General features: G+C 65.5%; 26 protein-coding genes. 14 read left to right on the top strand and 12 right to left on the bottom strand.

The window, feature by feature from the left end; all coding sequences use genetic code 11:
* Positions 1–9: 9 nt before the first annotated feature.
* Genes LU493_RS07135 through tldD form a run of 4 tightly spaced genes read left to right on the top strand, consistent with a single transcriptional unit; the run spans position 10 to position 7,458 of the window.
* Positions 10–606: a Maf family protein gene (locus LU493_RS07135; RefSeq protein ID WP_275287100.1), complete on the top strand. Its 597-nt coding sequence runs from the start codon at positions 10–12 to the stop codon at positions 604–606.
* A 58-nt stretch (positions 607–664) separates the two neighbouring features.
* Complete coding sequence (gene rng / locus LU493_RS07130; RefSeq protein ID WP_275287099.1) at positions 665–2,128, top strand: ribonuclease G; 1,464 nt, start codon at positions 665–667, stop codon at positions 2,126–2,128.
* A gap of 3 nt (positions 2,129–2,131) precedes the next feature.
* Positions 2,132–6,007, top strand: coding sequence for a YhdP family protein (locus LU493_RS07125; protein ID WP_275287098.1), 3,876 nt, complete (start codon positions 2,132–2,134; stop codon positions 6,005–6,007).
* Positions 6,004–7,458 (top strand): metalloprotease TldD, encoded by a 1,455-nt coding sequence (tldD, locus tag LU493_RS07120; protein ID WP_275287097.1) that lies wholly within the window; start codon positions 6,004–6,006, stop codon positions 7,456–7,458. Before LU493_RS07125 ends, tldD begins: the two co-directional genes overlap by 4 nt.
* A gap of 101 nt (positions 7,459–7,559) precedes the next feature.
* Here tldD and yjgA read toward each other — a convergent pair whose 3' ends face one another.
* Positions 7,560–8,066: a ribosome biogenesis factor YjgA gene (gene yjgA, locus LU493_RS07115; protein WP_275287096.1), complete on the bottom strand. Its 507-nt coding sequence runs from the start codon at positions 8,064–8,066 to the stop codon at positions 7,560–7,562.
* A 123-nt stretch (positions 8,067–8,189) separates the two neighbouring features.
* Here yjgA and pmbA point away from each other — a divergent pair, with 123 nt between their 5' ends.
* Positions 8,190–9,530 (top strand): metalloprotease PmbA, encoded by a 1,341-nt coding sequence (gene pmbA, locus LU493_RS07110; RefSeq protein WP_275287095.1) that lies wholly within the window; start codon positions 8,190–8,192, stop codon positions 9,528–9,530.
* A 162-nt stretch (positions 9,531–9,692) separates the two neighbouring features.
* On the opposite strand, the gene LU493_RS07105 is transcribed toward pmbA, so the two are convergent.
* From LU493_RS07105 to LU493_RS07055, 11 genes are all read right to left on the bottom strand, one after another.
* Entirely contained in the window at positions 9,693–9,962 is a 270-nt protein-coding gene (locus LU493_RS07105; RefSeq protein WP_275287094.1) for an HPr family phosphocarrier protein, read from the bottom strand.
* A 4-nt stretch (positions 9,963–9,966) separates the two neighbouring features.
* Positions 9,967–10,896: an RNase adapter RapZ gene (gene rapZ, locus LU493_RS07100; protein ID WP_275287093.1), complete on the bottom strand. Its 930-nt coding sequence runs from the start codon at positions 10,894–10,896 to the stop codon at positions 9,967–9,969.
* A 52-nt stretch (positions 10,897–10,948) separates the two neighbouring features.
* Positions 10,949–11,428, bottom strand: coding sequence for a PTS sugar transporter subunit IIA (locus LU493_RS07095; RefSeq protein ID WP_275287092.1), 480 nt, complete (start codon positions 11,426–11,428; stop codon positions 10,949–10,951).
* A 6-nt stretch (positions 11,429–11,434) separates the two neighbouring features.
* On the bottom strand, positions 11,435–11,746 hold the full coding sequence (gene hpf / locus LU493_RS07090; RefSeq protein ID WP_013331678.1) for a ribosome hibernation-promoting factor, HPF/YfiA family: 312 nt from the start codon (positions 11,744–11,746) through the stop codon (positions 11,435–11,437).
* 100 nt (positions 11,747–11,846) lie between these two features.
* Entirely contained in the window at positions 11,847–13,268 is a 1,422-nt protein-coding gene (locus LU493_RS07085) for an RNA polymerase factor sigma-54 (protein ID WP_275287091.1), read from the bottom strand.
* Positions 13,269–13,450: 182 nt separating this feature from the next.
* Positions 13,451–14,176: an LPS export ABC transporter ATP-binding protein gene (gene lptB / locus LU493_RS07080; RefSeq protein WP_275287090.1), complete on the bottom strand. Its 726-nt coding sequence runs from the start codon at positions 14,174–14,176 to the stop codon at positions 13,451–13,453.
* Positions 14,173–14,703 carry a lipopolysaccharide transport periplasmic protein LptA gene (lptA, locus tag LU493_RS07075; protein ID WP_275287089.1) on the bottom strand — a complete coding sequence of 177 codons (531 nt, stop codon included), beginning with the start codon at positions 14,701–14,703 and terminating at the stop codon, positions 14,173–14,175. The genes lptB and lptA overlap by 4 nt, the downstream gene beginning before the upstream one ends.
* A complete protein-coding gene (gene lptC / locus LU493_RS07070) occupies positions 14,700–15,284 on the bottom strand; it encodes an LPS export ABC transporter periplasmic protein LptC (RefSeq protein WP_275287088.1) in 585 nt (194 codons plus the stop codon). The genes lptA and lptC overlap by 4 nt, the downstream gene beginning before the upstream one ends.
* 4 nt (positions 15,285–15,288) lie before the next feature.
* A complete protein-coding gene (locus LU493_RS07065; protein WP_275287087.1) occupies positions 15,289–15,849 on the bottom strand; it encodes a KdsC family phosphatase in 561 nt (186 codons plus the stop codon).
* Positions 15,850–15,864: 15 nt separating this feature from the next.
* The gene (locus LU493_RS07060; protein WP_275287086.1) at positions 15,865–16,851 is read right to left on the bottom strand and encodes a KpsF/GutQ family sugar-phosphate isomerase; all 987 of its coding nucleotides are present in this window, start codon (positions 16,849–16,851) and stop codon (positions 15,865–15,867) included.
* A 39-nt stretch (positions 16,852–16,890) separates the two neighbouring features.
* Positions 16,891–17,838: a calcium/sodium antiporter gene (locus LU493_RS07055; RefSeq protein ID WP_275287085.1), complete on the bottom strand. Its 948-nt coding sequence runs from the start codon at positions 17,836–17,838 to the stop codon at positions 16,891–16,893.
* Positions 17,839–17,980: 142 nt separating this feature from the next.
* Here LU493_RS07055 and LU493_RS07050 point away from each other — a divergent pair, with 142 nt between their 5' ends.
* The 9 genes from LU493_RS07050 (at position 17,981) to hisD (ending at position 24,763) form a co-directional block, all read left to right on the top strand.
* Positions 17,981–18,793, top strand: coding sequence for an ATP-binding cassette domain-containing protein (locus LU493_RS07050; protein WP_275287084.1), 813 nt, complete (start codon positions 17,981–17,983; stop codon positions 18,791–18,793).
* Positions 18,790–19,572, top strand: a complete 783-nt coding sequence (gene mlaE / locus LU493_RS07045; protein ID WP_275287083.1) for a lipid asymmetry maintenance ABC transporter permease subunit MlaE — start codon at positions 18,790–18,792, stop codon at positions 19,570–19,572. The genes LU493_RS07050 and mlaE overlap by 4 nt, the downstream gene beginning before the upstream one ends.
* Positions 19,573–19,588: 16 nt before the next feature.
* Positions 19,589–20,053 (top strand): outer membrane lipid asymmetry maintenance protein MlaD, encoded by a 465-nt coding sequence (mlaD, locus tag LU493_RS07040; protein ID WP_275287082.1) that lies wholly within the window; start codon positions 19,589–19,591, stop codon positions 20,051–20,053.
* Positions 20,054–20,055: 2 nt separating this feature from the next.
* Positions 20,056–20,712: an MlaC/ttg2D family ABC transporter substrate-binding protein gene (locus LU493_RS07035; RefSeq protein ID WP_275287081.1), complete on the top strand. Its 657-nt coding sequence runs from the start codon at positions 20,056–20,058 to the stop codon at positions 20,710–20,712.
* Complete coding sequence (locus tag LU493_RS07030) at positions 20,709–21,053, top strand: STAS domain-containing protein (protein WP_275287080.1); 345 nt, start codon at positions 20,709–20,711, stop codon at positions 21,051–21,053. Before LU493_RS07035 ends, LU493_RS07030 begins: the two co-directional genes overlap by 4 nt.
* Positions 21,054–21,180: 127 nt before the next feature.
* Positions 21,181–21,426, top strand: coding sequence for a BolA family protein (locus LU493_RS07025; protein WP_275287079.1), 246 nt, complete (start codon positions 21,181–21,183; stop codon positions 21,424–21,426).
* A 36-nt stretch (positions 21,427–21,462) separates the two neighbouring features.
* The gene (gene murA, locus LU493_RS07020) at positions 21,463–22,725 is read left to right on the top strand and encodes a UDP-N-acetylglucosamine 1-carboxyvinyltransferase (protein ID WP_275287078.1); all 1,263 of its coding nucleotides are present in this window, start codon (positions 21,463–21,465) and stop codon (positions 22,723–22,725) included.
* Positions 22,726–22,745: 20 nt separating this feature from the next.
* Complete coding sequence (gene hisG, locus LU493_RS07015) at positions 22,746–23,399, top strand: ATP phosphoribosyltransferase (protein WP_275287077.1); 654 nt, start codon at positions 22,746–22,748, stop codon at positions 23,397–23,399.
* Positions 23,400–23,440: 41 nt separating this feature from the next.
* Positions 23,441–24,763, top strand: coding sequence for a histidinol dehydrogenase (gene hisD / locus LU493_RS07010; protein WP_275287076.1), 1,323 nt, complete (start codon positions 23,441–23,443; stop codon positions 24,761–24,763).
* The last annotated feature ends 60 nt before the right edge of the window (positions 24,764–24,823 follow it).

The raw sequence follows: 24,823 nt of genomic DNA, 5'->3' as shown, positions 1-24,823 counted from the left end.
GGAGTCGCCATGACCACTTCACGCCTATCGTGCATTCGCCTGGCGTCGGCCTCGCCACGCCGTCGCGATCTGTTGGCCGGGATCGATATCGGCGTCGAGATTCGGCCAGTCTCCATCGACGAGACGCCGTTCGAGGACGAGTCGCCCGAGGCCTATGTCTCTCGCCTCGCCCATGAGAAGGCCTCGGCGGGACATCGGCCGGGAGGAATGCCGACTTTGGGGGCGGACACGGCGGTGGTTCGTGATGGCGAGATCCTCGGCAAGCCGTCGAGTGCCGGCCACGCCGCCGCCATGCTGCACTCCCTGGCAGGGCGCACCCATGAGGTGATGACGGCCGTGGCGGTGCATGGGGCGGCGGGCCTGCTGTCGGCCTGTGTGCGTAGCCGGGTGACCCTGCGCGACATCGGGGCGGAGGAGATCGAGGCCTACTGGCGCACCGGCGAACCCGCCGACAAGGCGGGGGGATATGCCATCCAGGGGCGAGGTGCGGTGTTCGTGACGCATCTCGAGGGCAGTTATTCGGCGGTGGTGGGGCTGCCATTGTACGAGACCGCCGAACTGCTTTCCCGGCAGGGCGTGCCGCTCTGGAATCACCCTGTGTCATAATGGCCCGAGTTTTCTCCAGGACTTTTTCCAGGATTTTCCTCCAGGACAAGGATTCCGCATGAGCGGTGAAGTACTCATCAACTTGACGCCGATGGAGACTCGCGTCGCCGTCGTGGAAAACGGTGTGCTGCAGGAGGCCTTCATCGAGCGCGCCCGGCGTCGTGGTATCGTCGGCAACATCTACAAGGGGCGGGTGGTGCGGGTGTTGCCCGGCATGCAGGCCGCCTTCGTCGATATCGGTCTCGATCGTGCCGCCTTCATTCATGCCCATGAGGTGATGCCCCCGGGCACGCCGGCCGACGAACAGGTCTCGATTTCCCAGTTGCTTCATGAAGGACAGGCGCTGGTGGTGCAGGTGACCAAGGACCCGATCGGCACCAAGGGCGCACGCCTTACCACGCATCTCTCCGTGCCGTCGCGTTATCTGGTCTACATGCCGGATTCCCCGCACAACGGCGTTTCCCAGCGCATCGAAGACGATGGTGAGCGCGAGCGTCTGCGTACTCAGGTCGAGGCGGCCCTGTCGGAGCAGACCCTCGAGGTCAGCGGGGGCTTTATCGTGCGTACTGCCGCCGAGGGAGTGACCGACGAGGAACTCGCCGGCGACATGCATTTCCTGCTGCGGTTGTGGCGCAAGGTTAGCGAGCGACGCGTCACGGCACCCGCGCCGAGCGTTATCTACGACGACCTGCCGCTGTTCATGCGGACGCTGCGCGATGTGATGCGTGATGACATCGAGAAGGTGCGCATCGATTCCCGGGAGAATCATGTCAAGCTGCTCGAGTTCGCCGAGGAGTTCATGCCCGACGCCGTCGAGCGCATCGAACACTATGCCGGCGAACGGCCGATCTTCGACCTGTTCAGTGTCGAGGACGAGATCCAGAAGGCGCTGGCGCGCAAGGTGCAACTCAAGTCGGGGGGCTACCTGGTCATCGATCCTACCGAGGCGATGACCACCATCGACGTCAACACCGGCGGTTATGTCGGCCACCGTAACCTCGAGGAAACCATCTTCAAGACCAATCTCGAGGCGGCGACCGCTATTGCCCGCCAGCTGCGGCTGCGCAACCTGGGTGGCATCATCATCATCGATTTCATCGACATGGAAGACACCGAGCATCAGCGGCAGGTGTTGAGGGTGCTGGAAAAGGCCCTGGAACGGGATCACGCCAAGACCAAGTGTACCGGCGTCACCGAGCTCGGCCTGGTGCAACTGACCCGCAAGCGGACCCGGGAAAGCCTGGAGCAGACGCTGTGCGAGCCCTGTCCCGCCTGCGATGGGCGTGGCACCCTCAAGACGCCGGAATCGGTGTGCTACGAGATCTTTCGCGAGATCCTGCGCGAGGAACGTGCCTACAGCGCCGAGACCTATACCGTGCTGGCCGCCCAGTCGGTGGTGGATCGGTTGCTCGACGAGGAGTCGGCGGCGGTGGCGGATCTCGAGGAGTTCATCGCCAAGACCATTCGCTTCCAGGTGGAATCCCATTACTCCCAGGAGCAGTACGATATCGTACTGATGTAAGCCATGTCGTCGAGCCGCCTGGTCTTCCGCTGGTCGTTGACGCTACTGGCCCTGGCCCTGACGCTGGCGGCAGTACTGTTGATCGTCATGCGCCTGCTGCTGGGCCAGGTCGACCGACTGTCGCCGCAGCTGGAGTCGATGCTGGCGTCGCGCTTTTCCGCCGAGGTCTCGCTGGACGATGTGCGGGGCGGCGTGGCCGGGCTCGACCCCTGGTTCGAGGTGGCGGATCTGGACTTTCGTTCCCGCGAAGGCCTGGGCGATGTGCCGCTGCTGGAAGTCGAGCGGGCGACGTTGCGTCTCGATACTGCAGCCAGCCTGCGTCGTGGCATGCCGGTACTCGAAAAGTCGCGGATCAATGGTGTCACCCTGCACCTCTATCAGGATGAGGACCTGAGCTGGCAATGGCCGGCTCCAGCCGATGTGCCCCCGGAATTGGTTCCCGCCGGTGAATTCGACTTGTCGCGCCTGGACTTCTGGGTCGGCGTTTTGCTGCGCCAGCGTGCCTGGGCCGACGACACGCGCGTGGTGCTGCATGGCCGCAAGCGTGTGGCCATACTGCATGCGCCGCGCCTGCTGATGACGAGCAGCGAGGGACACGCCCACCTGGAAGGGGAGGTGCAACTGCAGGGGCAACCGGGCACGGCTTTCCAGGCGGTGATGGAAGTGATGCACGATGGGGGTGACGACGCTGGGTTTGATGCCGCCCTGCAGGCGGACATGCAGCTCGAGAGCCTGATCGGATTGTCGGCGCTGCTCGGCTTCGATGACATGCTGCGCCTCGATGACGCGAGCGGCGAGGCGCGCCTGTGGGGGCGCTGGCAGGACGGGCGACTGGCCGACGTGCGCCTTGACATGACCTCACCGCGCCTGGCGCTGAACCAGGATGCCCTCGACGAGGCCGAGCAGGCCGGTATCGTGCTCGATGACGTGAGCCTGCGTGGTCAGTGGCTGCGTGATGTCGAGGGTGATGGGTGGGAAGCCTGGTTTGCGGGCGATGCTCGCAGCGTCGATGCCCCCTACGAGGACGCTGCCGGGCCGCCGTTGCCGCGTTTCTGGCATGCGCGAGGCTCGGGCGAAGATTGGTGGCTCACGGGGAGCGGCTTCGAGCTCGGGGCGTTATCTGCCTGGCGCGATCGATTGCCTTTGCCCGAAGGCCTGGCTCGCACCGTGCGGGCGCTGTCGCCCCGAGGCCGGGTCGACGCCCTGGGGGTTGGGCGTCGCGATGGACAGTGGCGCGCCCGCATCAGCGCCACGGACGTGTCGGTATCGCCCTGGGAAGAGGCACCGGGAGGCGGGCCGCTGGATATCTGGCTGGAGGCCGAGGGTACCGAAGGGCGGGTTCGCTTCATCGACAGCGGTGGTGCGGAACTCGCCTTCCCCGAGGTCTTTGCCGCTCCCATGGCGCTCGACAGCGCCAGCGGCGAGGTCGCGTGGTCCTACGCGGGTTCGCATAGTTCCGTCAGTGGCCGCAACCTGAAAGTCGAATGGAACGGTGCCACCGTCGAGGGCGCCTTCGGCCTGGCTTCGGGGGGCGAACAGCGTGGCGACTTCGACCTGCAGCTGAATTTCCGCAATGTCGATGCCCTGGACCGACCGTTGACCGATTGGCTGCCCATGCCGGTGCTGCGCGAGGAAGTCGACGCCGGGCTCGCCGACTGGCTGGCCGGTGGCCTGGCGGGGAGAGTGCCGCAAGGAGCGCTGAGCCTGCATGTGCCGATTACCGAGACGGCCGAGGAAGAGAGTGACGACGGCGATGCATCGTTGCAACTCGAACTCGATATCGAGCAGGGGGTCTTGCCTTTCGACCCGGAGTGGCCGGCGCTGGAGAACGTGCGCGGGCATCTGAGCGTGACCGACGAATCGCTCAGTGCCGAGGTCGAGCATGCCGAGAGTCTGGGAGTCCAGACGCAGGATGCGACCGTGGAGATGGCGGCCGACGAGGTGCTGCGGATTCGTGGGCCGCTTTCCGCCTCGGCGACGGCGCTGTCACGCTATCTCGCGGCCATCCCCGCCGAGGGCATGGACGCTGTCGCTGACTGGCGTGGCGAGGGCGAAGTGACCGGGACGCTGGATGTGTCGGTACCATTGTCCGATCCCGATGCCCTGACGCTCGATCTCGACGGCCAGGTGGCGCGTGCGACCTTGACCCATGGGCCGACCTCGCTGACCTTCGACGCGCTCTCGGGCCCTCTCGCCTGGCGGCAGCGCGGCGAGGAAGGAGGGCTGAGCGGCCAGTTGGAAGGGCGCCTGCTGGGCGGCCCCTTCGAGGCCGATATCGATACTGCCGGCGAAGGGGTCGCCATGTCGGGCACCGCCACCGCCGAGGCGCTGCTCGGACTCGGCGCGCCATCGGGTGTCGCGTCGCTGATCAGCGGTGAGGCTCCCTGGCGGGGCCGGCTCAGGATCGATGAGCCGAGCCCGACCCTGACGCTGGACAGCGAATTGCGCGGCCTGGGTATCGCCTTGCCCGCCCCGCTCGGCAAGGCGCCAGCCACGTCTCGGCCGCTGCACCTGGACATATCGCTGGCCGATCGGACGCGGCTGACGGGGCGGCTGGGTTCGAGCCTCGGCCTGCGCTGGCAGGGGGTCGATACTGGCCGAGGGCAAGTCTGGATCGGCCGTGATGCGCCGTCCGACTGGCCGGCCGAGCCCGGCTGGTCGGTGCAGGCCTATCTGCCCCGCTTGTCGCCGGCGGACTGGGGGCGTGCCTTGTCGCCACTGATTGGCGGCGGCTCGAATGGCGGGAGTGGTGGCGCCGTCAAGGTATCGCGGGTGGCCCTGGATACCGAGTGCCTGAGCATCGACGAGCGTTGCCTGGGCTCGATGATCGTCGACGGCGCGCCCCTCGGCGATGGCTGGCGACTGGACCTGGATGGCAGTCTGCTGTCGGGGCGGCTCGAGTACCGGCCGCGCCGCTCTGCGCCCCTGGATATCACGCTGAATCGCCTGCGCCTGGACGACCTGGTGCCGGATGGCGCCGACGATGCAGCCGGGCAAGGCTCGGGGACGCTGTTCCAGGAGCTCGATGTACCACCGACTCCGGTAGCGATGCCGGACGGGATCGGGGAGGTACCGGCCGGGCAGCTCAGCGTCGAGTCGTTGCGCTGGCGATCGCGCTCTCTCGGCGCTTTCAACGCCAGTTGGCGGACCACCCCTGACCAACTGGTCCTGGATCCCGTGGCACTCAGCCTCGGCGAGATCGATGCCCGGGGCAACTTGACCTGGGAGGCCTCCGGCCCCGGGGCCAGCCTGACCCGCTCACGGCTTTCCCTGGAGGGCGGCGATATCGGCACGGCGCTACACGCCCTGGACCAGCCGGTGGCGGTGAGCAGTGCCGAAACCCGGGTCGATAGCCAGCTGGCCTGGCCCGGAGCACCCTGGCAGTTCGCTCTGGCACGGTCCCGGGGCAATCTGGGTATCGAATTGCGCGACGGACGTTTCGCCAATCTCGAGTCACCCTCGGCCCGGCTGGTCGGCCTTCTGAACGTGGACAACCTGCTACGCCGGCTGCGGCTGGATTTCTCGGATGTCACCGGTCGTGGCACCGCCTTCGACAGTGTCAGCGGCGATGCAACCCTGTATGGTGGAGTGCTGGAAACGCGCGGTCCGGTGACGATCGATGGTGCCGCCACCCACTTCACGCTGGAGGGCAGTGTCGACCTGGTGCGCCGGGAACTCGATCAGCGGCTCGGCGTCACAGTGCCCGTGAGCAATAACCTGCCCCTGGCGGCGGTGATCGCCGGTGCCCCGGTGGTAGGTGGCGCGCTGTTCGTCGCCGACAAGATATTCGGCGATGTCATCGACCGCGTGACCCGAATTCACTATCGCGTGCGGGGCCCATGGACCTCGCCGCGCATCTCTCTGGAAAGTGCCGAATGACATCACAGACGTCTTCCATGCTCGATCGGGTCGGCGAGGTATTGCTCGCGCCCGGTGGCCTCGACCTCGATACCCTCGATGCCGGGCTGGGGCATGCCCTGGGCCCCGGCATCGATTATGCCGACCTCTATTTCCAGCGCAGCTGGCATGAGGGCTGGTCGCTCGAGGATGGCGAGGTCAAGGACGCCAGCTACAACATCGATGGTGGCGTCGGCGTACGTGCCATGGCCGGGGAGAAGACCGGCTTTGCCTATTCCAACCAGATCACCGCCGATGCCCTGGCAGAGACCGGTCGCACCGCGTCCGGCATCGTCAGAAGCGGTGACCGCCTGGCGACGGCGCCGTGCATTCAGGTGGGGACCGAGGCGCGTTATGCCGGTGTCGATCCGCTGGCCGGCCTGTCCGCCGAGGACAAGATCGCCATGCTCAAGCTGGCCGATCGTGTGGCCCGTGCGGCGGATCCTGCCGTGGAGCAGGTCAGCGCCTCGCTGACCGGTGTCTACGAGGTGGTCCTGGTGCGAGCCAGCGACGGTACCCAGGCGGTGGATATCCGTCCCCTGGTGCGTTTCAACGTCAGCGTCATCGTGGTCCGAAATGGACGTCGCGAGCGTGGCAGTGCCGGCGGTGGCGGGCGTTACTCCATGGCTCGTCTGCGCGACGACAATGTCGCCGAGCGGTTCGCCAGGGAAGCCGTGCGGCAGGCCCTGGTCAACCTGGAAGCGATCGACGCGCCGGCCGGCCAGATGCCAGTGGTGCTGGGCGCCGGTTGGCCGGGCATTCTGCTTCACGAGGCGGTGGGGCATGGACTCGAAGGCGATTTCAATCGCAAGGGCAGCTCCGCCTTCGCCGGTCGCATGGGCGAGCGTGTGGCCGCCCCCGGTGTCACCGTGGTCGATGATGCGACCCTGGCCGACCGTCGCGGCTCCATGAGCGTGGACGACGAGGGCACGCCTGGGCAGTGCACGACCTTGATCGAGGACGGCATCCTCACCGGCTACATGCAGGACAAGCTCAATGCTCGCCTGATGGGCATGTCACCGACCGGCAATGCCCGCCGGGAGTCCTTTGCCCACCTGCCGATGCCACGCATGACCAATACCTACATGCAGGCCGGCCAGGATGATCCCGCCGACATCATCGGCAGTGTCGATCGCGGCATCTATGCGGTGAGTTTCGGCGGCGGCCAGGTGGATATCACCTCCGGCAAGTTCGTGTTCTCGGCAAGCGAAGCCTATCTGATCGAAGGCGGTCGCATCACCGCGCCGGTGAAGGGCGCGACCCTGATCGGCAATGGCCCGGAAGCCATGGGCCGGGTGTCGATGATCGGCCATGACCTGGAGCTGGACACCGGCATTGGAGTCTGCGGCAAGGAAGGCCAGGGCGTACCGGTCGGGGTGGGCCAGCCCACCTTGAAGCTGGATGAGCTGACCGTGGGCGGGACTCAGTCATGAAGCTCGAAGCGGGAAGAGCGCCGCTTCGCGGCTGGAAGCTGGAAGAGAAACCCATGGCCTGACAGGGGTAACTTCCAGCTTCAGGCTTCAAGCTTCTGGCTTTAGAGGCCGGCCGTCTCGCGGATCAGCTTGAACAGTCGGCGGGCGTTGGTGGGGGGCTTCCCCTGGTCGCGTTCGCGGCGGGCGTTGCGGATCAACTGGCGCAGGGCCTGGCGGTCGGTGTCGGGAAAGGCGTCGATGAAGGCGGCGACGGCGTTGTCGCCCTCGTCGATCAGGCGGTCCCGCCATTTCTCGAGGCGATGGAAGGCATGGTCGCGTTGTAGCTGTTCGCGGTCGAGTTCGTCGAACACTGCCCGAATACCGTCGAGGTCTTCGCGGCGCATCAGCTTGCCGACGTATTGCATGTGACGCCGACGGGCTTCCCGGGCACGGATGCGGCCGGTTTCGTCGATGGCGGCCAGGAGTTCGTCGGAGAGGGGGAAGCGGGCCCGCTCGGCTTCGTTCATGGCGATGAGCCGCTCTCCGAGAGACTGGAGGGCGTGCATCTCGCGCTTGAGCTGGGACTTGCTGGGCCGCTCGTCGGTCGGGAAGGAATCATCCTGGGTCATGCCGTGTCCTGGGGTTAGGGAACGTGAAGTCGGCCCAGTATACCAGCCCGTCGTCATGGGCTGGATAATCGCGATATTGTGAAGTGCCGGCCCCGAGAGCCGGCCGAGTGAGGAGACAGATCGATGACACAGGCTTTTGATGCCGCCGAGCAGCAGGCCCTGTTGGAAACCCGTGCCGAAGAGGCCCTGGCGCTGGCGCGCCGGTTGGGGGCCGATGCCTGCGAGGTGGGAGCCAGCGTCGATCAGGGCATCGGCGTCAGCGTGCGCGAGGGCGATGTGGAAACCGTGGAATTGTCGCGGGATCAGGGCATCGCGGTGACCGTCTACGTGGGGCAGTGCAAGGGAAGTGCGTCATCGTCCGATGCCAGCGAGGCGTCGGTTCGCGATGTGGTCGAGAAGGCGTTGGCCATCGCGCGCTATACCGGAGAGGATTCCGCCGCCGGTCTGGCGGATGCCCAATTGATGGCGACCCGTTTCCCGGATCTGGATGTGCACCATCCCTGGCCCCTCTCCACCGAGGAGGCCATCGAGCTGGCCCTCGCCTGCGAGAATGCCGGGCGTGGCGTCGAGGGCATCCGCAGTTCCGAGGGGGCCAGCCTGTCCAGCGGCGAGGGCGTCAACGTCTATGCCAACAGCCATGGTTTCCTGGGGGGGCAGCGGGGCAGCCGGCACTCGCTGTCATGTCTGCTGATCGCCGAGGATGCCTCGGGCATGCAGCGGGACTACGATTACACCACGGCACGTGATCCGCGTGCGCTGCGGGATCCCGCTGCCGTGGGGGAGAGCGCGGCGCAGCGTACCCTGCAGCGTCTGGGCGCCGGGCGTCCGGCCACCGGTCGCATGCCGGTGCTGTTCGATCCTTCGCTCGCTTCCGGGCTGGTCGGACACTTGCTGGGTGCCATTGCCGGCGGCGCCCTGTATCGCCAGTCCTCCTTCCTGTGCGAGCGCCTGGATACCATGCTATTCCCGGCGTGGTTCTCGCTGAGCGAGCGTCCCATGGAAGTCGGCGCGATGGCCAGCAGCCCCTTCGATGCGGATGGGGTCCAGACCCGTGACAATGTCTTCATCGACCAGGGGCGGCTGGCCAGCTATCTGCTTTCCGCCTACAGCGCGCGACGCCTGGGCATGTCGACCACCGGCAACGCCGGTGGCGCCCGTAACCTGCGTATCGCGGCGCCGCTGGAATCACTCGAGACGCTCCTGGCACGCATGGATCGTGGCGTGCTGGTGACCGAGCTGATGGGCCAGGGCGTCAATGGCGTGACCGGGGATTACTCCCGTGGTGCCGCCGGCTTCTGGGTCGAGAACGGCAGGATCCAGCACCCGGTGGAAGAGTTCACCATCGCCGGCAACCTCGAGACGATGTTCCAGGGGCTGGTGGGCATCGGCGACGACATCGATACCCGAGGCAGCATTCATACCGGCAGTTGGCTGATCGACGAGATGACCGTCGCGGGCGGCTGAGCCGGGCTTCGCCCGGCCCGGCTTCGCCGGGCTTAAGCTTGAAGCTGGAAGAGCGGCGCTTCGCGCCTGGAAGCTGTAAGAAAAACCTTGACACCACGACTTCGGGGTTCATGGTGTCTTCCAGCTTCCAGCTTCCAGCTTCCAGCTTCCAGCTTCCAGCTGTCAGGCTTCTTCGTCGAACCTGGCTTCGAACAGTTCCTCCAGCGCATCCAGGACGGTGTCGCCGTCATCGCCTTCGGCTTCCACGAGCAATTCGGTGCCGCAGGGGGCGGCGAGCATCAGCAGCGACATGATGTTGCCGGCGTCGGCCGTCTGGCCGCCGTGGGTGACGGTGACGGTGGCGTTATAGGGCTGACAGCACTGGACCAGGCGGGTGGCGGCGCGGGCGTGCAGGCCGCGCTTGTTGGTCAGGGTGAGCTTTCGACTCGGCACGGACTCAGGGTTCCTTTTCGTGGTCGTGATCGTCTTGTTCGGTTGAGGACGTCGTTTCCGAGGGGAGGCGGCTGAGATGAATGCCCAGTTCACGATGACGCAGGCGAACGCTGGGTTGCTGAACGGCAAGGTCGTGGGCCAGGCGTTCGGCCAGGTAGACCGAACGATGCTGGCCACCGGTGCAACCGATGGCCACGGTGAGGTAACTGCGCTGGCTGGCCAGGTAGCGGGGTAGCCAGCGCTCTACCCAGGCGAGGATGTCCCGACGCATCTCGTCGACCATCGGATAGCCGTCGAGAAACGCGATGACGCTCGAGTCACGCCCGGTGGCATCGCGCAGTGAAGGGTCCCAATAAGGATTCGGCAGGCAGCGTGCGTCGAAGACGATGTCGGCGTCGAGCGGAACGCCGCGCTTGAAGCCGAAGGATTCGATGGTCAGGGCCAGGGCTTCCTGTCCGCGCTCGGCCACCTGGTCGGCGATGCGGCCCCGTAGATCATGCACCGAGAGACGGGAGGTATCGATCACCAGGTCGGCGAGATCGCGGATTTCCGCCAGGGAGGCCTCCTCCTGGTCGATGGCCTCGGCCAGCGTCATCCGGTTGTTGCGGGTCAGTGGATGGCGGCGTCGAGTGGCCGAGTAGCGCTCGAGCAGGATGCGTGCGTCGGTGGTGAGATAGACCACCTGGCACTGGACTTTCCGGTCGCGCAGCTCATGGAGTAGCGTCGGGAAGCGTTGCAGGGCATGCGGCAGGTTGCGGGCATCGATGCTGACGGCGATGGAACTGTGTGCTTGGGCATCGTGCAGCTCATCCACCAGTGAGCCGAGCAGCATGGCCGGCAGGTTGTCGATGGCGTAGAAGCCGAGATCCTCCAGCGCCTGCAGGGCGATCGACTTCCCCGAGCCCGAACGGCCGCTGATGATCACGATCTGCATGGCGGATCTCCTGGTCGAGTAGCTGGCCGGAAGGCCCCGGGTATTGGTTCCGTCAGTCGTGCTCGGCCGGCGCCTGTCGGCGTATTGCCTCGATGAGTCGCTCGTGCAGGGCATGCTGGCTATCGGCGCGACGCAGGGCATTGCGTGTGTCGGCGTCATTCATCACGGCGGCGACCTGGCCCAGTAGAGCCAGGTGGGCGTCGTCGGCCTGCTCGGGAACCAGCAGCACGAACACCAGATCGACGGGGTCGCCGTCGACCGCATCGAAGTCGATCGGGTCGGCGAGCTTCAGAAAGCCGGCGATGGGGGCCTTGCAGTGCGGGTTACGGGAGTGGGGGATGGCTACCCCGTGCCCGATGCCCGTGCTGCCCAGACGCTCGCGACCGATCAGGCGGCTGAAGACCTCCTGACTGTCGAGGCTGGGTGTGTTCTGAGCGATGAAGGTGCTGAAGAATTCCAGTACGCGCTTTTTGCTCCCCCCGGGAACATCGAAAAGGGTGCGCTCGGGGGGAAGGATAGTTTCCAGAGTCATGACGGGTCAGCGTGCGCCGGCGGCGCCCTGGGCGCGCGCCTGGGATTTTTCCTTGTGTTTCACCAACTGGCGATCGAGCTTGTCGGCGAGGGCATCGATGGCAGCGTACATGTCGCCGTCCATCGCTTCGGCATGCAGGTCGGCACCGGCAGCATGCAGGGTACAGGCAGCCTGTTGACGTTCTTTCTCCACGGAGAGCGTGACTTGCACGGTAGTGATGTTGTCGTAATGACGTTCGAGGCGCGCGAGCTTCTCTTGGACATAGTCACGCAGGGCGTCGGTCAATTCCACATGATGGCCGGTGAGGTTGACTTGCATGACACGCTCCTTGCTCCTTGGGTTGTGCCTCGATTGTAACCCTTTTTGGAGTCGAGCAAACCCCCTGTGCGACGCCGTCGTGGGGCCCCGGCGTAAACGCTCAGCGAAGGCGCTTGCGTTGGCTCGAGGAGGGGATGCTCATCGATTCGCGATACTTGGCCACTGTCCGCCGCGCCACGTCGATCCCTTCCTCGGCGAGCAGGCTGACGAGCTTGTTGTCGGAGAGCGGCTTGCGTGCCGATTCCTCCTGGATGAGCTTGCGGATCCGGGCGCGGATGGCGGTGCTGGAGTGCGCATCATCGCCACCGCCGACATGACTGGAGAAGAAATACTTGAGCTCGAACACGCCGCGCGGTGTGTGGATGTATTTCTGGGTGGTCACCCGTGAAATGGTCGATTCGTGCATCTCCACGGCCTGGGCAACGTCGGCCAGGATGAGCGGTTTCATGGCTTCCTCGCCGTGCTCCAGGAAATCCAGCTGGCGGACCATGATCTCGCGGCCGACCCTGAGCAGGGTGTCGTTGCGGCTGGCAAGGCTCTTGAGCAGCCAGCGTGCTTCCTGCAGGTTGTCCTTGAGAAACTGGTTGTCCTGGCTCTTGTCGGCGCGTCGGATCAAGGCGGCATAGTCGGGCTGAATGCGCAGGCGTGGCATGGCCTCGGGATTGAGCTCGACCTGCCAGCCGTCTTCGGTGCGTCGGGCGACCAGGTCGGGAATGACATAGTCGTCGCTTTCGCGGGCGAAGGCGCTGCCTGGGCGGGGGTCGAGCCCCCGGATCAAGGCGATCGCCTCGTCGAGGGCCTCATCGTCGAGGCCGAGGCGTCGCTTCAGCAGGCGTCGGTCATCGCCGGCCAGGGCTTCGAGGAATTGGCGGGCCAGGCGCCGAGCCTGCGGGAGCCGGGGAGTGTCCTGGGGCAGGGTCGCGAGCTGTAGCATCAGGCATTCCCGCAGGTCGCGCGCGAAGACGCCGGTGGGATCGAATTGCTGTACCCGCAGCAGCACGGTTTCGACCTCGCGACTGGATAGCCCGTCCAGGCCCTGGGCACGCAGGCCATCGCGAATCTCGTCCAGGGGCTGGTCCAGGTAGCCATCGTCGTTCACCGCGTCGATCAGGCTTTCGGCGATACGCGAGGCACGCTCATCCAGGCCGCTCATGGCCAGTTGCCAGGCCAGGTGTCCCTGTAGGCTCTGGCCGGCCGCCTGGCGCTCGAAGTCGGGGGCTTCGCCGCTACCGGTGCCTCCCAGGCTTCCCAGTCCGGCATCCTGATAGGTATCCGACCAGTCGCTGTCGACGGTCAATTCATCGGGAATCTCGCTGGCCCAGTCATCCTCGGGAGCGTCGCCGACCGCCTGTTCGCCGAAGTCATCGTCGAGCTCCAGCATGGGATTGGATTCCAGGGCCTGCTGGACTTCCTGACGAAGATCGAGGGTGGAAAGCTGCAACAGGGCGATGGCCTGCTGCAGTTGAGGCGTCATGGTCAGCTGGGTGCCGAGCCGCAGTTGCAGGGAAGCCTTCATGGCCATAGGAAAAGAGATCCGCTCAACGTGCGAGAAAACCCCACCCTAGTCCGCTGAATCCACGCATGCAAGCCTTGTTTCAAGCAATTATCATGCCATTGGCAATTTTCATGCCTTGTCGATAAAGTAACTCTTATATCAGCTTGTTGTGATTCCCGGGGGAGTTTCCTGTCTCGACAGGAAGCGGCTCAGAGCCGGAAGTCCTGGCCCAGATAGACGTCGCGTACCCGCTGGTTGGCGAGGATTGCCTCGGCGTTGCCCTCGGCGATGATCTGGCCGTCGCCGACGATGTAGGCGCCGTCGCAGATGTCGAGCGTCTCGCGGACGTTGTGATCGGTGATCAGTACGCCGATCCCGCGCGCCTTGAGCTGGCGGATGATGTCCTTGATCTCGCCGACCGAAATCGGGTCCACGCCCGCGAAGGGTTCGTCCAGCAGGATGAAGTCGGGCTCGGTCGCCAGGGCGCGTGCGATTTCCACTCGACGTCGTTCGCCACCGGACAGGGTCATGCCGGCGTTGTCACGGATGTGGGTGACGTGGAAGTCTTCCAGCAGCGATTCGAGACGGGCTCGGCGGCCGGCACGATCGAGGTCCTTGCGCGTCTCGAGGATGGCCATGATGTTGTCGGCCACGCTCAACTTGCGAAAGATCGAGGCTTCCTGGGGCAGGTAGCCGATGCCGGCGTGGGCGCGCTCGTGCATGGCGGCGTCGGACAGGTCTCGATCGTCGATGGCGACCTGTCCTGCATCGGCGCGGACCAGGCCCACGATCATGTAGAAGGAGGTGGTCTTGCCGGCCCCATTGGGGCCAAGCAGGCCGATGATATGTCCCTGGCCGATCTCCAGGCTGATGTCGTGGACCACGCGGCGGCGCTTGTAGCTCTTGGCCAGATGACGGGCATGGAGCGTCTTCATTGAGAGTCCTGCTGCTCGGGTTCCAGGGTCATGCGTACCCGCTGATTGCCCTCGACGCCCTCGGCGGAGGAGCGCGCCTGGACCACGCGACGGTCGAGGAAATACTCCAGATAGCCCCCGTCGAAGGTGTCACCACCCTGGTGGAGTTCGGCTTGATCGACGAGCTCCATGCGACGCTCGGCCACATGGTAGACGATGCGTTGCCCCCAGCCGCGCACCAGCGGTTCGTCGGGGGCGGGTTTCTGTTCGATGTAGGCACGCTCGCCGGTGGCGATGGCCTGGCTCAACTGGCCGTCGTCGTTGCGGCGGATTTCCACCCGTGCACCGGTCAGGCGCATGCTGCCTTGCTGGATGCTGACGTCGCCCTGATAGACGGCGGTGCCGGCACGGTCGTCGAGATCCAGTCGGTCGGCTTCGACCTGAATCGGCGCGCTGGCGTCGCCTTCCAGCGCCAGTGCCGGGGGGGCAGCAAGCGTCAGCATGGTCAGTGTCAGGCCCAGCAGGGGGGCGAGGGACTGTCGCGTCATGGCTCGGGGTCCTCGTCGGTTGCCGGCGGATGATGGCCGCGGACATTGTCGGTCAGTCGAGCGCGATTGTCATGAAGCCAGGCGTCGAAGTGGTCGCCTCGCAACGATTGAGGGGGCTGGCTGAGGGTGGCCGGCGTCTCGCTCCAGGCATGGCCGGTGTCGGCATCGTAGTGCAGTGTCCGAGTGGTCAGGTGCCAGCGCTCCTCGGGCGCTTCGAGGTGAACGTCATCGTTGAGCACCAGGGGGTTGCCGCCGGTTTCCAGGCGGCCCTGTTCGGCTCGGGCGAACCAGCGCCGGCCATCATCGTCGCGGAGTCTGACAACGGGACGTTCCAGGCGCGTGACGTCGTCGATGGGCGTGTGCACCAGGCGAGGCGTGACGAGGTGCTGATGGGGGCGGCCCTCGGCATCGAAACGTGTCGCCTCGACATCTTCCAGATAGTAGTCCGGTTCGCCGGCGGCATCCTGCGGCACCGGACCGGGGGCATCGGTTTCGCGCGAATCGAGCAGGGCCAGGCCGCCGCCCAGAATCAGTAGGAGCAACAGCAGCCAGGTGCGAAAACCGGGGCGCGCTAGACGCATGGGATCAGGCCCGATCGTTCAGATAGGTGTCGAGCACGGCGTCCCATTGCCCCTGGGCCTGCAGCAGGGCGTCGCAGATCTCGCGAACCGCGCCGTGCCCGCCGGCCCGATCGGTGACCCAGTCGGCGTGCCGGCGGATATAGCATGGTGCGCCGGGCACGCTGATGCCGACGCCGGCCTGGTGGATGGCCGCCAGGTCGGGCATGTCGTCGCCGCAGTAGGCGACCTGGTCGAGCTCGATCTCGAGTCGCGCGCAGAGTTGTTGCAGCACGGGAAGCTTGCGCGAGATGCCCTGATGGAGATGGGAGATGCCGAGCGCAGCGGCGCGGCGGCTGACCATCGGCGAGTCGCGGCCCGTGATCAGCGCCACCTCGATGCCGGCGCCTTGCACCAGCTTGATGCCGTGGCCGTCCAGGGTGTGAAAGGTCTTGATCTCGTCGCCGTCGGCCTGGAAGTAGAGTCGTCCGTCGGTGAGCACGCCGTCTACATCCAGTGCCAGCAGGCGTACCTGCTGCAGGCGGTCAAGCAACTGAGGGAGGGACGAGGGGGCATCATCGTGGCGCATGGCAACTCCTTGGGTTCAGATCACGCCGCTGGCCAGCAGGTCGTGCATGTGCAGGGCGCCGACCGGATGGCCGTCGGTGTCCACGACGGCCAGTGCGGTGATGCGATTGTCTTCCATGATGCGCACGGCTTCGGCGGCCAGGATGTCGGGCGAGATGCGCTTGCCCGGTGCGGTCATGACGTCATCGACCTTGAGGTCGGTCAGATCGGCATGCTGGTCGAGGGTACGCCGCAGGTCGCCATCGGTGTAGACGCCGACCAGGACGTCGTCGGGGTCGACGACACAGGTGAAGCCCAGTCCCTGGCGGGTGATCTCCAGCAAGGCATCGCGCAGCGGGCTGCCGGAGGCCACCCTGGGCAGTCGGGAGCCCTGGTGCATGAGGTCCGAGACCCGCAGCAGCAATCGCTTGCCAAGGCTGCCGCCGGGATGTGAAAGGGCGAAATCCTCGGCGGTGAACCCCCGCGTCTCGAGCAGGGCCACGGCCAGGGCGTCGCCGAGTGCGAGCGCGGCGGTGGTCGAGGAGGTGGGGGCCAGGTCGAGCGGGCAGGCTTCACGCTCGACGCCGGCGTAGAGGTGGGCCTCGGCATGACGCCCCAGAGTGGAGCCGGGGCGCCCCGTCATGCTGATCAACGGCGTTCCCAGTCGCTTGAGCAGCGGCAGCAGGGCAGTGACTTCGGCGGTCTCTCCCGAGTGCGACAGCGCCAGGACCACATCGCCCGGCGTGATCATGCCGAGATCGCCGTGGCTGGCTTCGCCGGGATGGACGAAGAAGGCCGGCGTGCCGGTGCTGGCCAGGGTGGCGGCGATCTTGCCGCCGATGTGGCCGGACTTTCCCATGCCGGTGACCACGACCCGACCCGGGCAGGCCAGAATGAGCTCGCAGGCACGCTCGAAGTCATCGTCGAGATGCTCGATCAAGGCGCCGATGGCCTGCTGTTCCAGCGTCAGGGTGCGGGTGGCGCTGGCACGCAGCAGGGCGGAGGGAGAGGTAGCGTCAGTCATGGCAGAGATTGTTGCCCGTCATTGGGTTTCACTCAAGGGTCAGGTGATGGCCTGGTTGCTGCCCAGCCAGATCAGGTAGGCGAGATAGACCAGCGCCAGCAGGGCGCCCGGCAGGCGCTTGATGTGTCCGTGACGCTGCCATAGTAGCAGCATGCCCAGTGCCAGGGTCAGCAGCAGCATCACCGGGTAGTCGCGTCCAGCCGCCGCGGGATCGGTGGCGCCCGGGCGCATCAATGCGGGCAGGGGAAGCACGGCGAGCATGTTGAACAGGTTCGAGCCGATGACATTGCCGATGGCCAGGTCGTGATGGCGCTTCAGGGCACTGGCCACGCAGGCGGCGAGCTCGGGCAGGCTGGTGCCGATGGCGACGATGGTCAGGCCGATCACGAGCTCGCTGATACCGAAGGCGCGGGCCAGTTCACTGGCCCCCCAGACCAGGGCGCGAGAACTCGCCACCATCACGATCAGGGTCAGGGCGAGCCAGGCCAGGGCGTGCAGCAGGGACATGTCGGGGATCTCGGCGTCGGTATCCGCTGCCCCCGGTGTATCGGCGCGAAACAGCCACCACAGGCTGAAGATCAGCAGGAGTACCAGCAGCAGGCCATCGAGGCGATCGAGCTGGCCGTTGGCCAGAGCATAGCCGGCCAGCCCCGTGGCGCCGAGCAGCAGCGGCAGTTCCTTGCGTACGATGGAGAAGCGTACGGGGACAGGCACGACCAGGGCGGTGATACCCAGTACCAGGCCGATGTTGGCGATGTTCGAGCCCAGGGCGTTGCCGATGGCCAGGTTGGGCGCGTCATCCAGTGAGGCCATGACCGAGACGACGATCTCGGGCGCCGAGGTGCCGATCGAGACGATGGTCATGCCGACCAGCATGGTGCTCATGCCGGCGCGGCAGGCGGTGGCGGCGGCAGCGCCGACGAAACGGTCGGCGCTCCATAGCAGGCCGCCGAGGCCGAGAATCACGAGGAGGACGGGAATCAGCATCACTGGCAAGCTATCCGTGGCGGAAAAGGTGGCCTATTGAACATGCTGCATCATGCTGGCGCAAGCTGGTGGCTGCTGTGCTGGCGCGCCGAGACCTGGTTAGGATACGATGTTCGATAATTCTGGTTGGGAAAGCGAACGGATGACCGACTCCCCTTTCGTTGAAGTGGAGGGCCTGCATTATTCCCGCGGCGAGACGGCGATCTTCCGCGGCGTCGACATGGCGATACCGCGTGGGCGGATCACCGCCATCATGGGCCCTAGTGGTACCGGCAAGACGACCCTGCTCAAACTGATCGGGGGTCAGCTCGTGCCGGATGCCGGGCGTGTGCGTATCGCCGGCGAGGACGTGCATGCGCTGTCGCGCAAGGCGCTGTTCAAGTTGCGTCGGCGCATGGGCATGTTGTTCCAGAGCGGTGCCCTGTTCTCTGATCTCGACGTGTACGAAAATGTGGCTTTCCCGCTGCGCGTGCATACCGATCTTCCCGAGTCGATGATTCGTGATCTGGTCTTGCTGAAACTGCAGGCCGTCGGGTTGCGCGGCGCCCGCGAACTGACGCCCGCCGAGCTGTCCGGTGGCATGGCGCGCCGAGTGGCCCTGGCGCGAGCCATTGCCCTGGACCCTGAACTGGTCCTCTATGACGAGCCCTTCGTCGGTCAGGATCCGATTTCCATGGGGGTGCTGGTGCAGTTGATCCGCCGGCTCAATGAGGCTCTTGGGCTGACCGCCGTGGTGGTCTCCCACGATATCAAGGAGACACTGTCGATCGCCGATTATGTCTATGTGATCGCCGATGGCCGGGTCATGGCCAGGGGGGCGCCGGACGAACTCGATGTGGATCGTGACCCTCGGGTGAGACAGTTCGTCCATGGCGAAGCCGACGGGCCGGTGCCGTTTCATTACCCGGCTCGCGATTTCCATGCCGACCTGCTGGGCGCGGGAGGACCGCGATGATCGAACGCATCGTGCGACTGGGGCGCTGGGGATGCGAGACCCTGGAGAGTCTCGGGGATGCCGGTATTTTCCTCGTCCAGTCGATGTTCGGCGTCCCCTCCGCCGAAGGCTTTCGTCTGTGGTTGAGGCAAGTGCATTTCGTCGGCGTGATGTCGCTGGCCATCGTGCTGGTCTCGGGGTTGTTCATTGGCATGGTGCTGGCGCTCCAGGGCTATACCATCCTGGTCGATTTCGGTGCCGAGGACGCCCTGGGGCAGATGGTGGCCCTGTCGTTGCTGCGCGAGCTGGCGCCGGTGGTCGCGGCCTTGCTGTTCGCCGGTCGTGCGGGCTCGGCATTGACCGCCGAGATCGGCCTGATGAAGGCCACCGAGCAGCTCACCAGCATGGAGATGATCGGTGTCGATCCGTTGCGCCGCGTGGTGGCGCCGCGTCTCTGGGCCGGGTTCGTGGCGTTGCCGCTGCTGACCATCGGGTTTGGTGTGGTCGGCGTCTGGGGTGGCCAGCTGGTAGGGGTACAGTGGCTCGGCGTCTTCGAGGGATCCTACTGGGGCAACATGCAGGCCAGCGTCGATTTCATCGCGGATGTGGGCAATGGCCTGCTCAAGAGTCTGGTCTTCGCCCTGGTGGTGACCTGGATCGCGGTGTATCAGGGGTATGCCCTGGTGCCGACCTCGGAGGGGATTTCTCGGGCCACGACGCGCACCGTGGTGTATGCGTCCCTGGCGGTGCTGGGGCTGGATTTCGTGCTGACCGCGGTAATGTTCGGAGGGCTGTCCTGATGTTCGGAGACACGCAATGAAGCGTAGCAAGACGATGGAGCTGGGAGTCGGGCTGTTCATGCTGGCCGGTATTCTCGGGTTGGTATTTCTCGGCCTGAGAGTCAGCGGTCTCAGCCTCGAGCGCCCCGAAAGCAGCTTCGAGCTGGAAGCCAATTTCGCCAATATCGGTGGTCTGAAGCCGCGTGCTCGAATCACCATGGCCGGTGTCACCGTGGGCCGAGTGCAAAGCATCGAGCTGGATACCGATTGGTACGATGCCCATGTGATCATGGAGCTCGATGGCAGTCTCGAGGATACGCTCCCCGAGGACAGCACGGCCGCGATCCTGACGTCAGGGCTTCTGGGTGAGCAATACATCGGACTCTCGGTGGGCGGTGCCCCCGAGACCCTGGGCGAGGGCGATCGCATTCGCGACACCCAGTCCGCCCTGGTGCTGGAGGAGCTCATCCAGCAGTTCGTGTCCAACATGGCCAAGGAGTGACGATGATGATTTCAACTTCCCCGTTGGCCCGGCTGAACGCCGGCCTGCTGCTTCTCATCATGCTGACGGCGGCGCTGCCGGCTCAGGCTCAGGATGTCGAGCATCCCGAAGCACTGATACGCGACAGCGTCGAGGCACTGATGTCCCAGATCGAGGGGCGCAGGGACTATTTCTCCCGACACACCGACGAACTCGAGGCGGTCGTCGAGGACAATCTTGCCGATGTGGCCGATTTTCGCTATATCGGTGCCAGCGTGATGGGGCGCTATTTTGGCAATGCGACGCCCCAGCAGCGTTCGCGCTTCGTCGAGACCTTTCGCCAGACCCTGATCGATACCTACGCCAAGGGCCTGGTCACCTTCGATTATCGCGAGATCCGCGTGCCGCAGTCGCAGCAGGCATCGCGCTACGACGATCAGGCCAACGTGTCCATGGAAGTCGTCGGGGTCGATGGCACCGTCTTCCCGGTCAGCTACACGATGCGTCTCGATGACGGCCAGTGGAAGGTCGTCAACGTGATCGTCAATGGCATCAATCTCGGCCTGACCTTCCGCAACCAGTTCGACCAGGCCATGCGCGCGCAGAATCGCGACTATGATGCGGTGATCGATGGCTGGGCGCCGGAGTTGGACGTGGAGCACCTGGAGGAGGGTGAGTGAGTGTCCTGCTCGAGGATGGGGCCAATCGCCTCGAGGCCGGCGACGACGTCCTGACGGTGGTCGGCAGCGTCGATTTCGACGGGGCCGCGGCCCTGGCCGAGGCCGGCCGTCACTGGCTCGAGGGCCGTAGTCGAGGGGGGCGGGTGGCCTTCGACCTGAAAGGCGTCGATCGTGTCAGCAGCGCGGCTGTCAGCGTGCTGCTCGAATGGTTGCGCCAGGCACATCGGACGGGGCTCGACGTCGGCGACGTACGGCTTTCGGCCCCTCTGGCGCGATTGACCGAGGTCGCCGATCTGAACAGCCTGCTGCCCATCGTCGCGCCGGTCGAGGCCGGTCGCTGAGCCTGGCCTCGACCGCCATCGCCAAGCGCCACGCTTTTCTTTACCATGTCGACTCTGCCTGCTGCTGATCATCGAGTCGTTCAGCACGAACGGTTCGATGTCGAACTAACAGACAAGTGAGGGTCCGATGCATCCCAGTGAGGTCAAGGCGCTGCTCGAGAGCCGACTCGACGATTGCGAATTTCATATCCAGGGCGAGGGCTGTGACTTTCAGGTGGTCGCCGTGGGCGAGGTCTTCGAGGGGCTGTCGCGAGTCAAGCGTCAGCAACTGATCTATGGCGCCCTGTCGGAGGAAATCGCCTCCGGTGCGCTGCACGCGATCACCATCCGTACCTATACACCGGCACAGTGGCAAGATGCCGCCGAGAACTGATGCCGCCCAAGAAAAGGGGCCTGACGGTCGACCCACATGGACAAGCTGATCATTACCGGTAACGGCCCCGTCGATGGCGAGGTCTGGGCGAGTGGCGCCAAGAACGCTGCCTTGCCGATACTCTGCGCGACGCTGTTGGCCGAGGAGCCGGTGACCATCGGAAACCTGCCGCACCTGCAGGATATCACCACGACCCTGGAGCTCCTCGGCCACATGGGCGTGCAACCGGTAATGGGCGAGCGCATGAGTATCCAGCTCGACGGTTCCCAGGTACATGACTGTCATGCGCCCTATGAGCTGGTCAAGAAGATGCGCGCTTCCATCCTGGTGCTGGGGCCCCTGCTGTCGCATTTCGGCCAGGCCGATGTGTCGCTGCCCGGTGGCTGTGCCATCGGGTCGCGCCCCGTCGACCTGCATATTCGGGGACTCGAGGCCATGGGGGCCGACATCCGGGTCGAGAGCGGCTACATTCGGGCCCGGGTCGATGGACGCCTGAAGGGGGCGACCATCTTCTTCGACACCGTGACGGTTACCGGCACCGAGAACCTGCTGATGGCCGCGACCCTGGCCGAGGGCACCACGGTGCTCGAGAACGCCGCTCGCGAGCCCGAGGTGGTCGATCTGGCCGAGTGCCTGATCAAGATGGGGGCCGACATTCGCGGGCATGGCTCCGATACCATCGTCATCGAGGGGGTCGAGCGTCTGCATGGAGCGGCCCACGATGTCATGCCCGACCGTATCGAGACGGGCACCTTCCTGGTCGCGGCGGCGCTGTCGCGTGGACGGGTTCGGGTGCGCAACACCCGTGCCGATCTTCTCGAGGCGGTCCTGGCCAAGCTGGAAGAGGCCGGTGCCACGGTAACCGCCGGTGATGACTGGATCGCGCTGGACATGCATGGCCAGCGTCCCAGGGCGGTCAGTGTGCGTACCGCTCCCTATCCGGCCTTTCCCACCGACATGCAGGCTCAGTTCGTGGCGCTGAACGCGGTGGCCGAGGGGACCGCGCGGGTCGTCGAGACGATCTTCGAGAACCGCTTCATGCATGTCCAGGAGCTCAATCGGATGGGCGCCGACATTGCGCTGGAGGGCAATACTGCCGTGATCACGGGGGTCGAGAGCCTGTCCGGTGCGCCAGTGATGGCCACGGATCTGCGTGCCTCGGCTTCGCTGGTGGTGGCGGCGATGATGGCGGTCGGCGAGACCCTGGTGGACCGTATCTATCATATCGATCGCGGCTACGAGTGCATCGAGGAGAAGCTGCAACTGCTGGGTGCGAAGATTCGACGCGTGCCGGGCTGAAGCCGACAACGGGCAATACCATGAGCAAGCAATTGATTCTGGCCCTTTCCAAGGGCCGCATTCTCGACGAGACGCTGCCGCTGCTGGCCGATGCCGGCATCACGCCGGCCGAGGATCTGTCGGCCAGTCGCAAGCTGCTGTTCGACACCAATCTGCCGGACGTCAAGATAGTGGTGATCCGTGCCACCGATGTGCCGACCTATGTGCAGCTCGGTGCGGCCGATGTCGGCGTGGCCGGCAAGGATGTACTGCTGGAACATGGCGCCGAAGGGCTCTATGAGCCGCTGGATCTGGAAATCGCCCGCTGCAAGCTGATGACGGCTGGCGTCACCGGCGCAGAGCCGGCACAGGCCCGGCGCCGTGTGGCGACCAAGTTCATCGAGGTGGCCCGTCGCTATTACGCGGAGCAGGGGATCCAGGCCGAGGTCATCAAGCTATACGGTGCCATGGAACTGGCGCCGTTGATGAACCTGGCCGACGAGATCGTCGATATCGTCGATACCGGCAATACCCTGCGCGCCAACGGCATGGAGCCGCGCGAATTGATCGCGTCGATCAGCACGCGTCTGGTGGTCAACAAGGCGGCCATGACCATGAAGCACGAGCGGCTCAAGCCACTGATACAACGTCTGCAGGAGGCGGTCGCGCATCGCCGTGAACAGGCGTCCGCCTGAGCCCTCCCACCTGTCAACCGTTGCGAGAGGACGGAACCGTCATGAGCGAATCCCCTGCCGGTGGTCTGGACATTGCCCGTCTGACCACCACGGATGCCGATTTCGAGGCGCGCCTCGATGCCCTGCTGGCCTGGGAGGGCGTCTCCGACGCCGAGGTTCAACAACGCGTCGATGACATCCTGGCGGCGGTGAAACAGCGTGGCGATGCCGCCCTGGTAGAATACAGCAACCGCTTCGACCGATTGTCTGTCGAGGACATGACGGAATTGACGCTGGGGCCCGAGCGGCTGCGTCAGGCCTACGACAATCTGCCCTCGATACAGCGTCAGGCGCTGGCCGATGCCGCCGAGCGCGTCCGCCGTTACCACGAGCGCCAGAAGCCGGAGTCCTGGCAGTACACCGAGGAAGATGGCACCGTGCTGGGTCAGCAGGTGACACCGCTGGATCGTGCCGGCATCTACGTGCCCGGCGGGAAGGCGGCCTATCCCTCCTCGGTGCTGATGAACGCCCTCCCGGCCCATGTCGCCGGGGTCGGTGAGATCGTCATGGTGGTGCCGACACCGGATGGCGTGCTCAACGATCTGGTGCTGGCCGCCGCCCATCTGGCCGGGGTCGATCATGTGTTCACCATCGGTGGCGCTCAGGCGGTGGCGGCGCTGGCCTACGGTACCGAGACCGTGCCGCGGGTGGACAAGATCGTCGGGCCCGGCAACATCTATGTGGCCACCGCCAAGCGGGCGGTGTTCGGGCGGGTCGGCATCGACATGATCGCCGGTCCGTCGGAGATCATGGTGGTCTCCGACGGGGAGACCGATCCCGACTGGCTGGCCATGGACCTCTTCTCCCAGGCTGAGCACGACGAGGATGCCCAGGCCATCCTGGTGAGCTGGGATGCGGCGCATCTGGACACGGTGGCCGCGTCCATGGCGCGTCAGTTGCCGACCCTGGAACGCGAGGAGATCGTGCGTGCTTCGCTGGGTGCGCGTGGTGCCTTGATCCAGTGCCGGGATCGCGACGAGGCGCTGGCCCTGATCAATCGCATTGCTCCCGAGCACCTGGAACTCTCGGTGGCGACGCCCGAGGCCTGGTTGCCCGAGGTGCGGCATGCCGGCGCCATCTTCATGGGCCGGCATACCGCCGAGGCCCTCGGAGATTACTGCGCCGGCCCCAACCATGTGCTGCCGACGTCCGGTACGGCGCGGTTCTCGTCACCACTGGGGGTCTACGACTTTCAGAAGCGCTCGTCCCTGATTCAGTGCTCGGCGAAAGGCGCCTCCAGCCTGGGCCCGACCGCCTCGGTGCTGGCGCGGGGCGAGTCGTTGACCGCCCATGCGCGTAGTGCCGAGTACCGCATTCGGGATTGATGTCGGGTCCGGCACGAGAGCAGTAGCTGCCCGCCCCCTTTGACGCCCCGCGCCGCGGGG

This window comes from Halomonas elongata (assembly GCF_029081005.1).
Taxonomy (GTDB): Bacteria; Pseudomonadota; Gammaproteobacteria; order Pseudomonadales; family Halomonadaceae; genus Halomonas; species Halomonas elongata_B.
The sequence above is the reverse complement of the archived record's forward strand: the minus strand, read 5'-3'. Positions and strand labels throughout refer to the sequence as shown.

Bases quoted from the DNA above. Each gene is read 5' to 3' on its own strand.
- yjgA (WP_275287096.1), bottom strand. From the start codon at position 8,066: ATGACCCAGGATGATTCCTTCCCGACCGACGAGCGGCCCAGCAAGTCC.
- mlaE (WP_275287083.1), top strand. From the start codon at position 18,790: ATGATCGAACGCATCGTGCGACTGGGGCGCTGGGGATGCGAGACCCTG.
- hisD (WP_275287076.1), top strand. From the start codon at position 23,441: ATGAGCGAATCCCCTGCCGGTGGTCTGGACATTGCCCGTCTGACCACC.
- rapZ (WP_275287093.1), bottom strand. From the start codon at position 10,896: ATGCAGATCGTGATCATCAGCGGCCGTTCGGGCTCGGGGAAGTCGATC.
- LU493_RS07135 (WP_275287100.1), top strand. From the start codon at position 10: ATGACCACTTCACGCCTATCGTGCATTCGCCTGGCGTCGGCCTCGCCA.
- mlaD (WP_275287082.1), top strand. From the start codon at position 19,589: ATGAAGCGTAGCAAGACGATGGAGCTGGGAGTCGGGCTGTTCATGCTG.
- LU493_RS07050 (WP_275287084.1), top strand. From the start codon at position 17,981: ATGACCGACTCCCCTTTCGTTGAAGTGGAGGGCCTGCATTATTCCCGC.
- hpf (WP_013331678.1), bottom strand. From the start codon at position 11,746: ATGCAAGTCAACCTCACCGGCCATCATGTGGAATTGACCGACGCCCTG.
- LU493_RS07085 (WP_275287091.1), bottom strand. From the start codon at position 13,268: ATGGCCATGAAGGCTTCCCTGCAACTGCGGCTCGGCACCCAGCTGACC.
- LU493_RS07060 (WP_275287086.1), bottom strand. From the start codon at position 16,851: ATGACTGACGCTACCTCTCCCTCCGCCCTGCTGCGTGCCAGCGCCACC.
- tldD (WP_275287097.1), top strand. From the start codon at position 6,004: ATGACATCACAGACGTCTTCCATGCTCGATCGGGTCGGCGAGGTATTG.
- murA (WP_275287078.1), top strand. From the start codon at position 21,463: ATGGACAAGCTGATCATTACCGGTAACGGCCCCGTCGATGGCGAGGTC.
- LU493_RS07035 (WP_275287081.1), top strand. From the start codon at position 20,056: ATGATGATTTCAACTTCCCCGTTGGCCCGGCTGAACGCCGGCCTGCTG.
- LU493_RS07095 (WP_275287092.1), bottom strand. From the start codon at position 11,428: ATGACTCTGGAAACTATCCTTCCCCCCGAGCGCACCCTTTTCGATGTT.
- LU493_RS07025 (WP_275287079.1), top strand. From the start codon at position 21,181: ATGCATCCCAGTGAGGTCAAGGCGCTGCTCGAGAGCCGACTCGACGAT.
- lptA (WP_275287089.1), bottom strand. From the start codon at position 14,703: ATGACGCGACAGTCCCTCGCCCCCCTGCTGGGCCTGACACTGACCATG.
- hisG (WP_275287077.1), top strand. From the start codon at position 22,746: ATGAGCAAGCAATTGATTCTGGCCCTTTCCAAGGGCCGCATTCTCGAC.
- LU493_RS07055 (WP_275287085.1), bottom strand. From the start codon at position 17,838: ATGCTGATTCCCGTCCTCCTCGTGATTCTCGGCCTCGGCGGCCTGCTA.
- rng (WP_275287099.1), top strand. From the start codon at position 665: ATGAGCGGTGAAGTACTCATCAACTTGACGCCGATGGAGACTCGCGTC.
- LU493_RS07065 (WP_275287087.1), bottom strand. From the start codon at position 15,849: ATGCGCCACGATGATGCCCCCTCGTCCCTCCCTCAGTTGCTTGACCGC.
- LU493_RS07125 (WP_275287098.1), top strand. From the start codon at position 2,132: ATGTCGTCGAGCCGCCTGGTCTTCCGCTGGTCGTTGACGCTACTGGCC.
- lptB (WP_275287090.1), bottom strand. From the start codon at position 14,176: ATGAAGACGCTCCATGCCCGTCATCTGGCCAAGAGCTACAAGCGCCGC.
- pmbA (WP_275287095.1), top strand. From the start codon at position 8,190: ATGACACAGGCTTTTGATGCCGCCGAGCAGCAGGCCCTGTTGGAAACC.
- lptC (WP_275287088.1), bottom strand. From the start codon at position 15,284: ATGCGTCTAGCGCGCCCCGGTTTTCGCACCTGGCTGCTGTTGCTCCTA.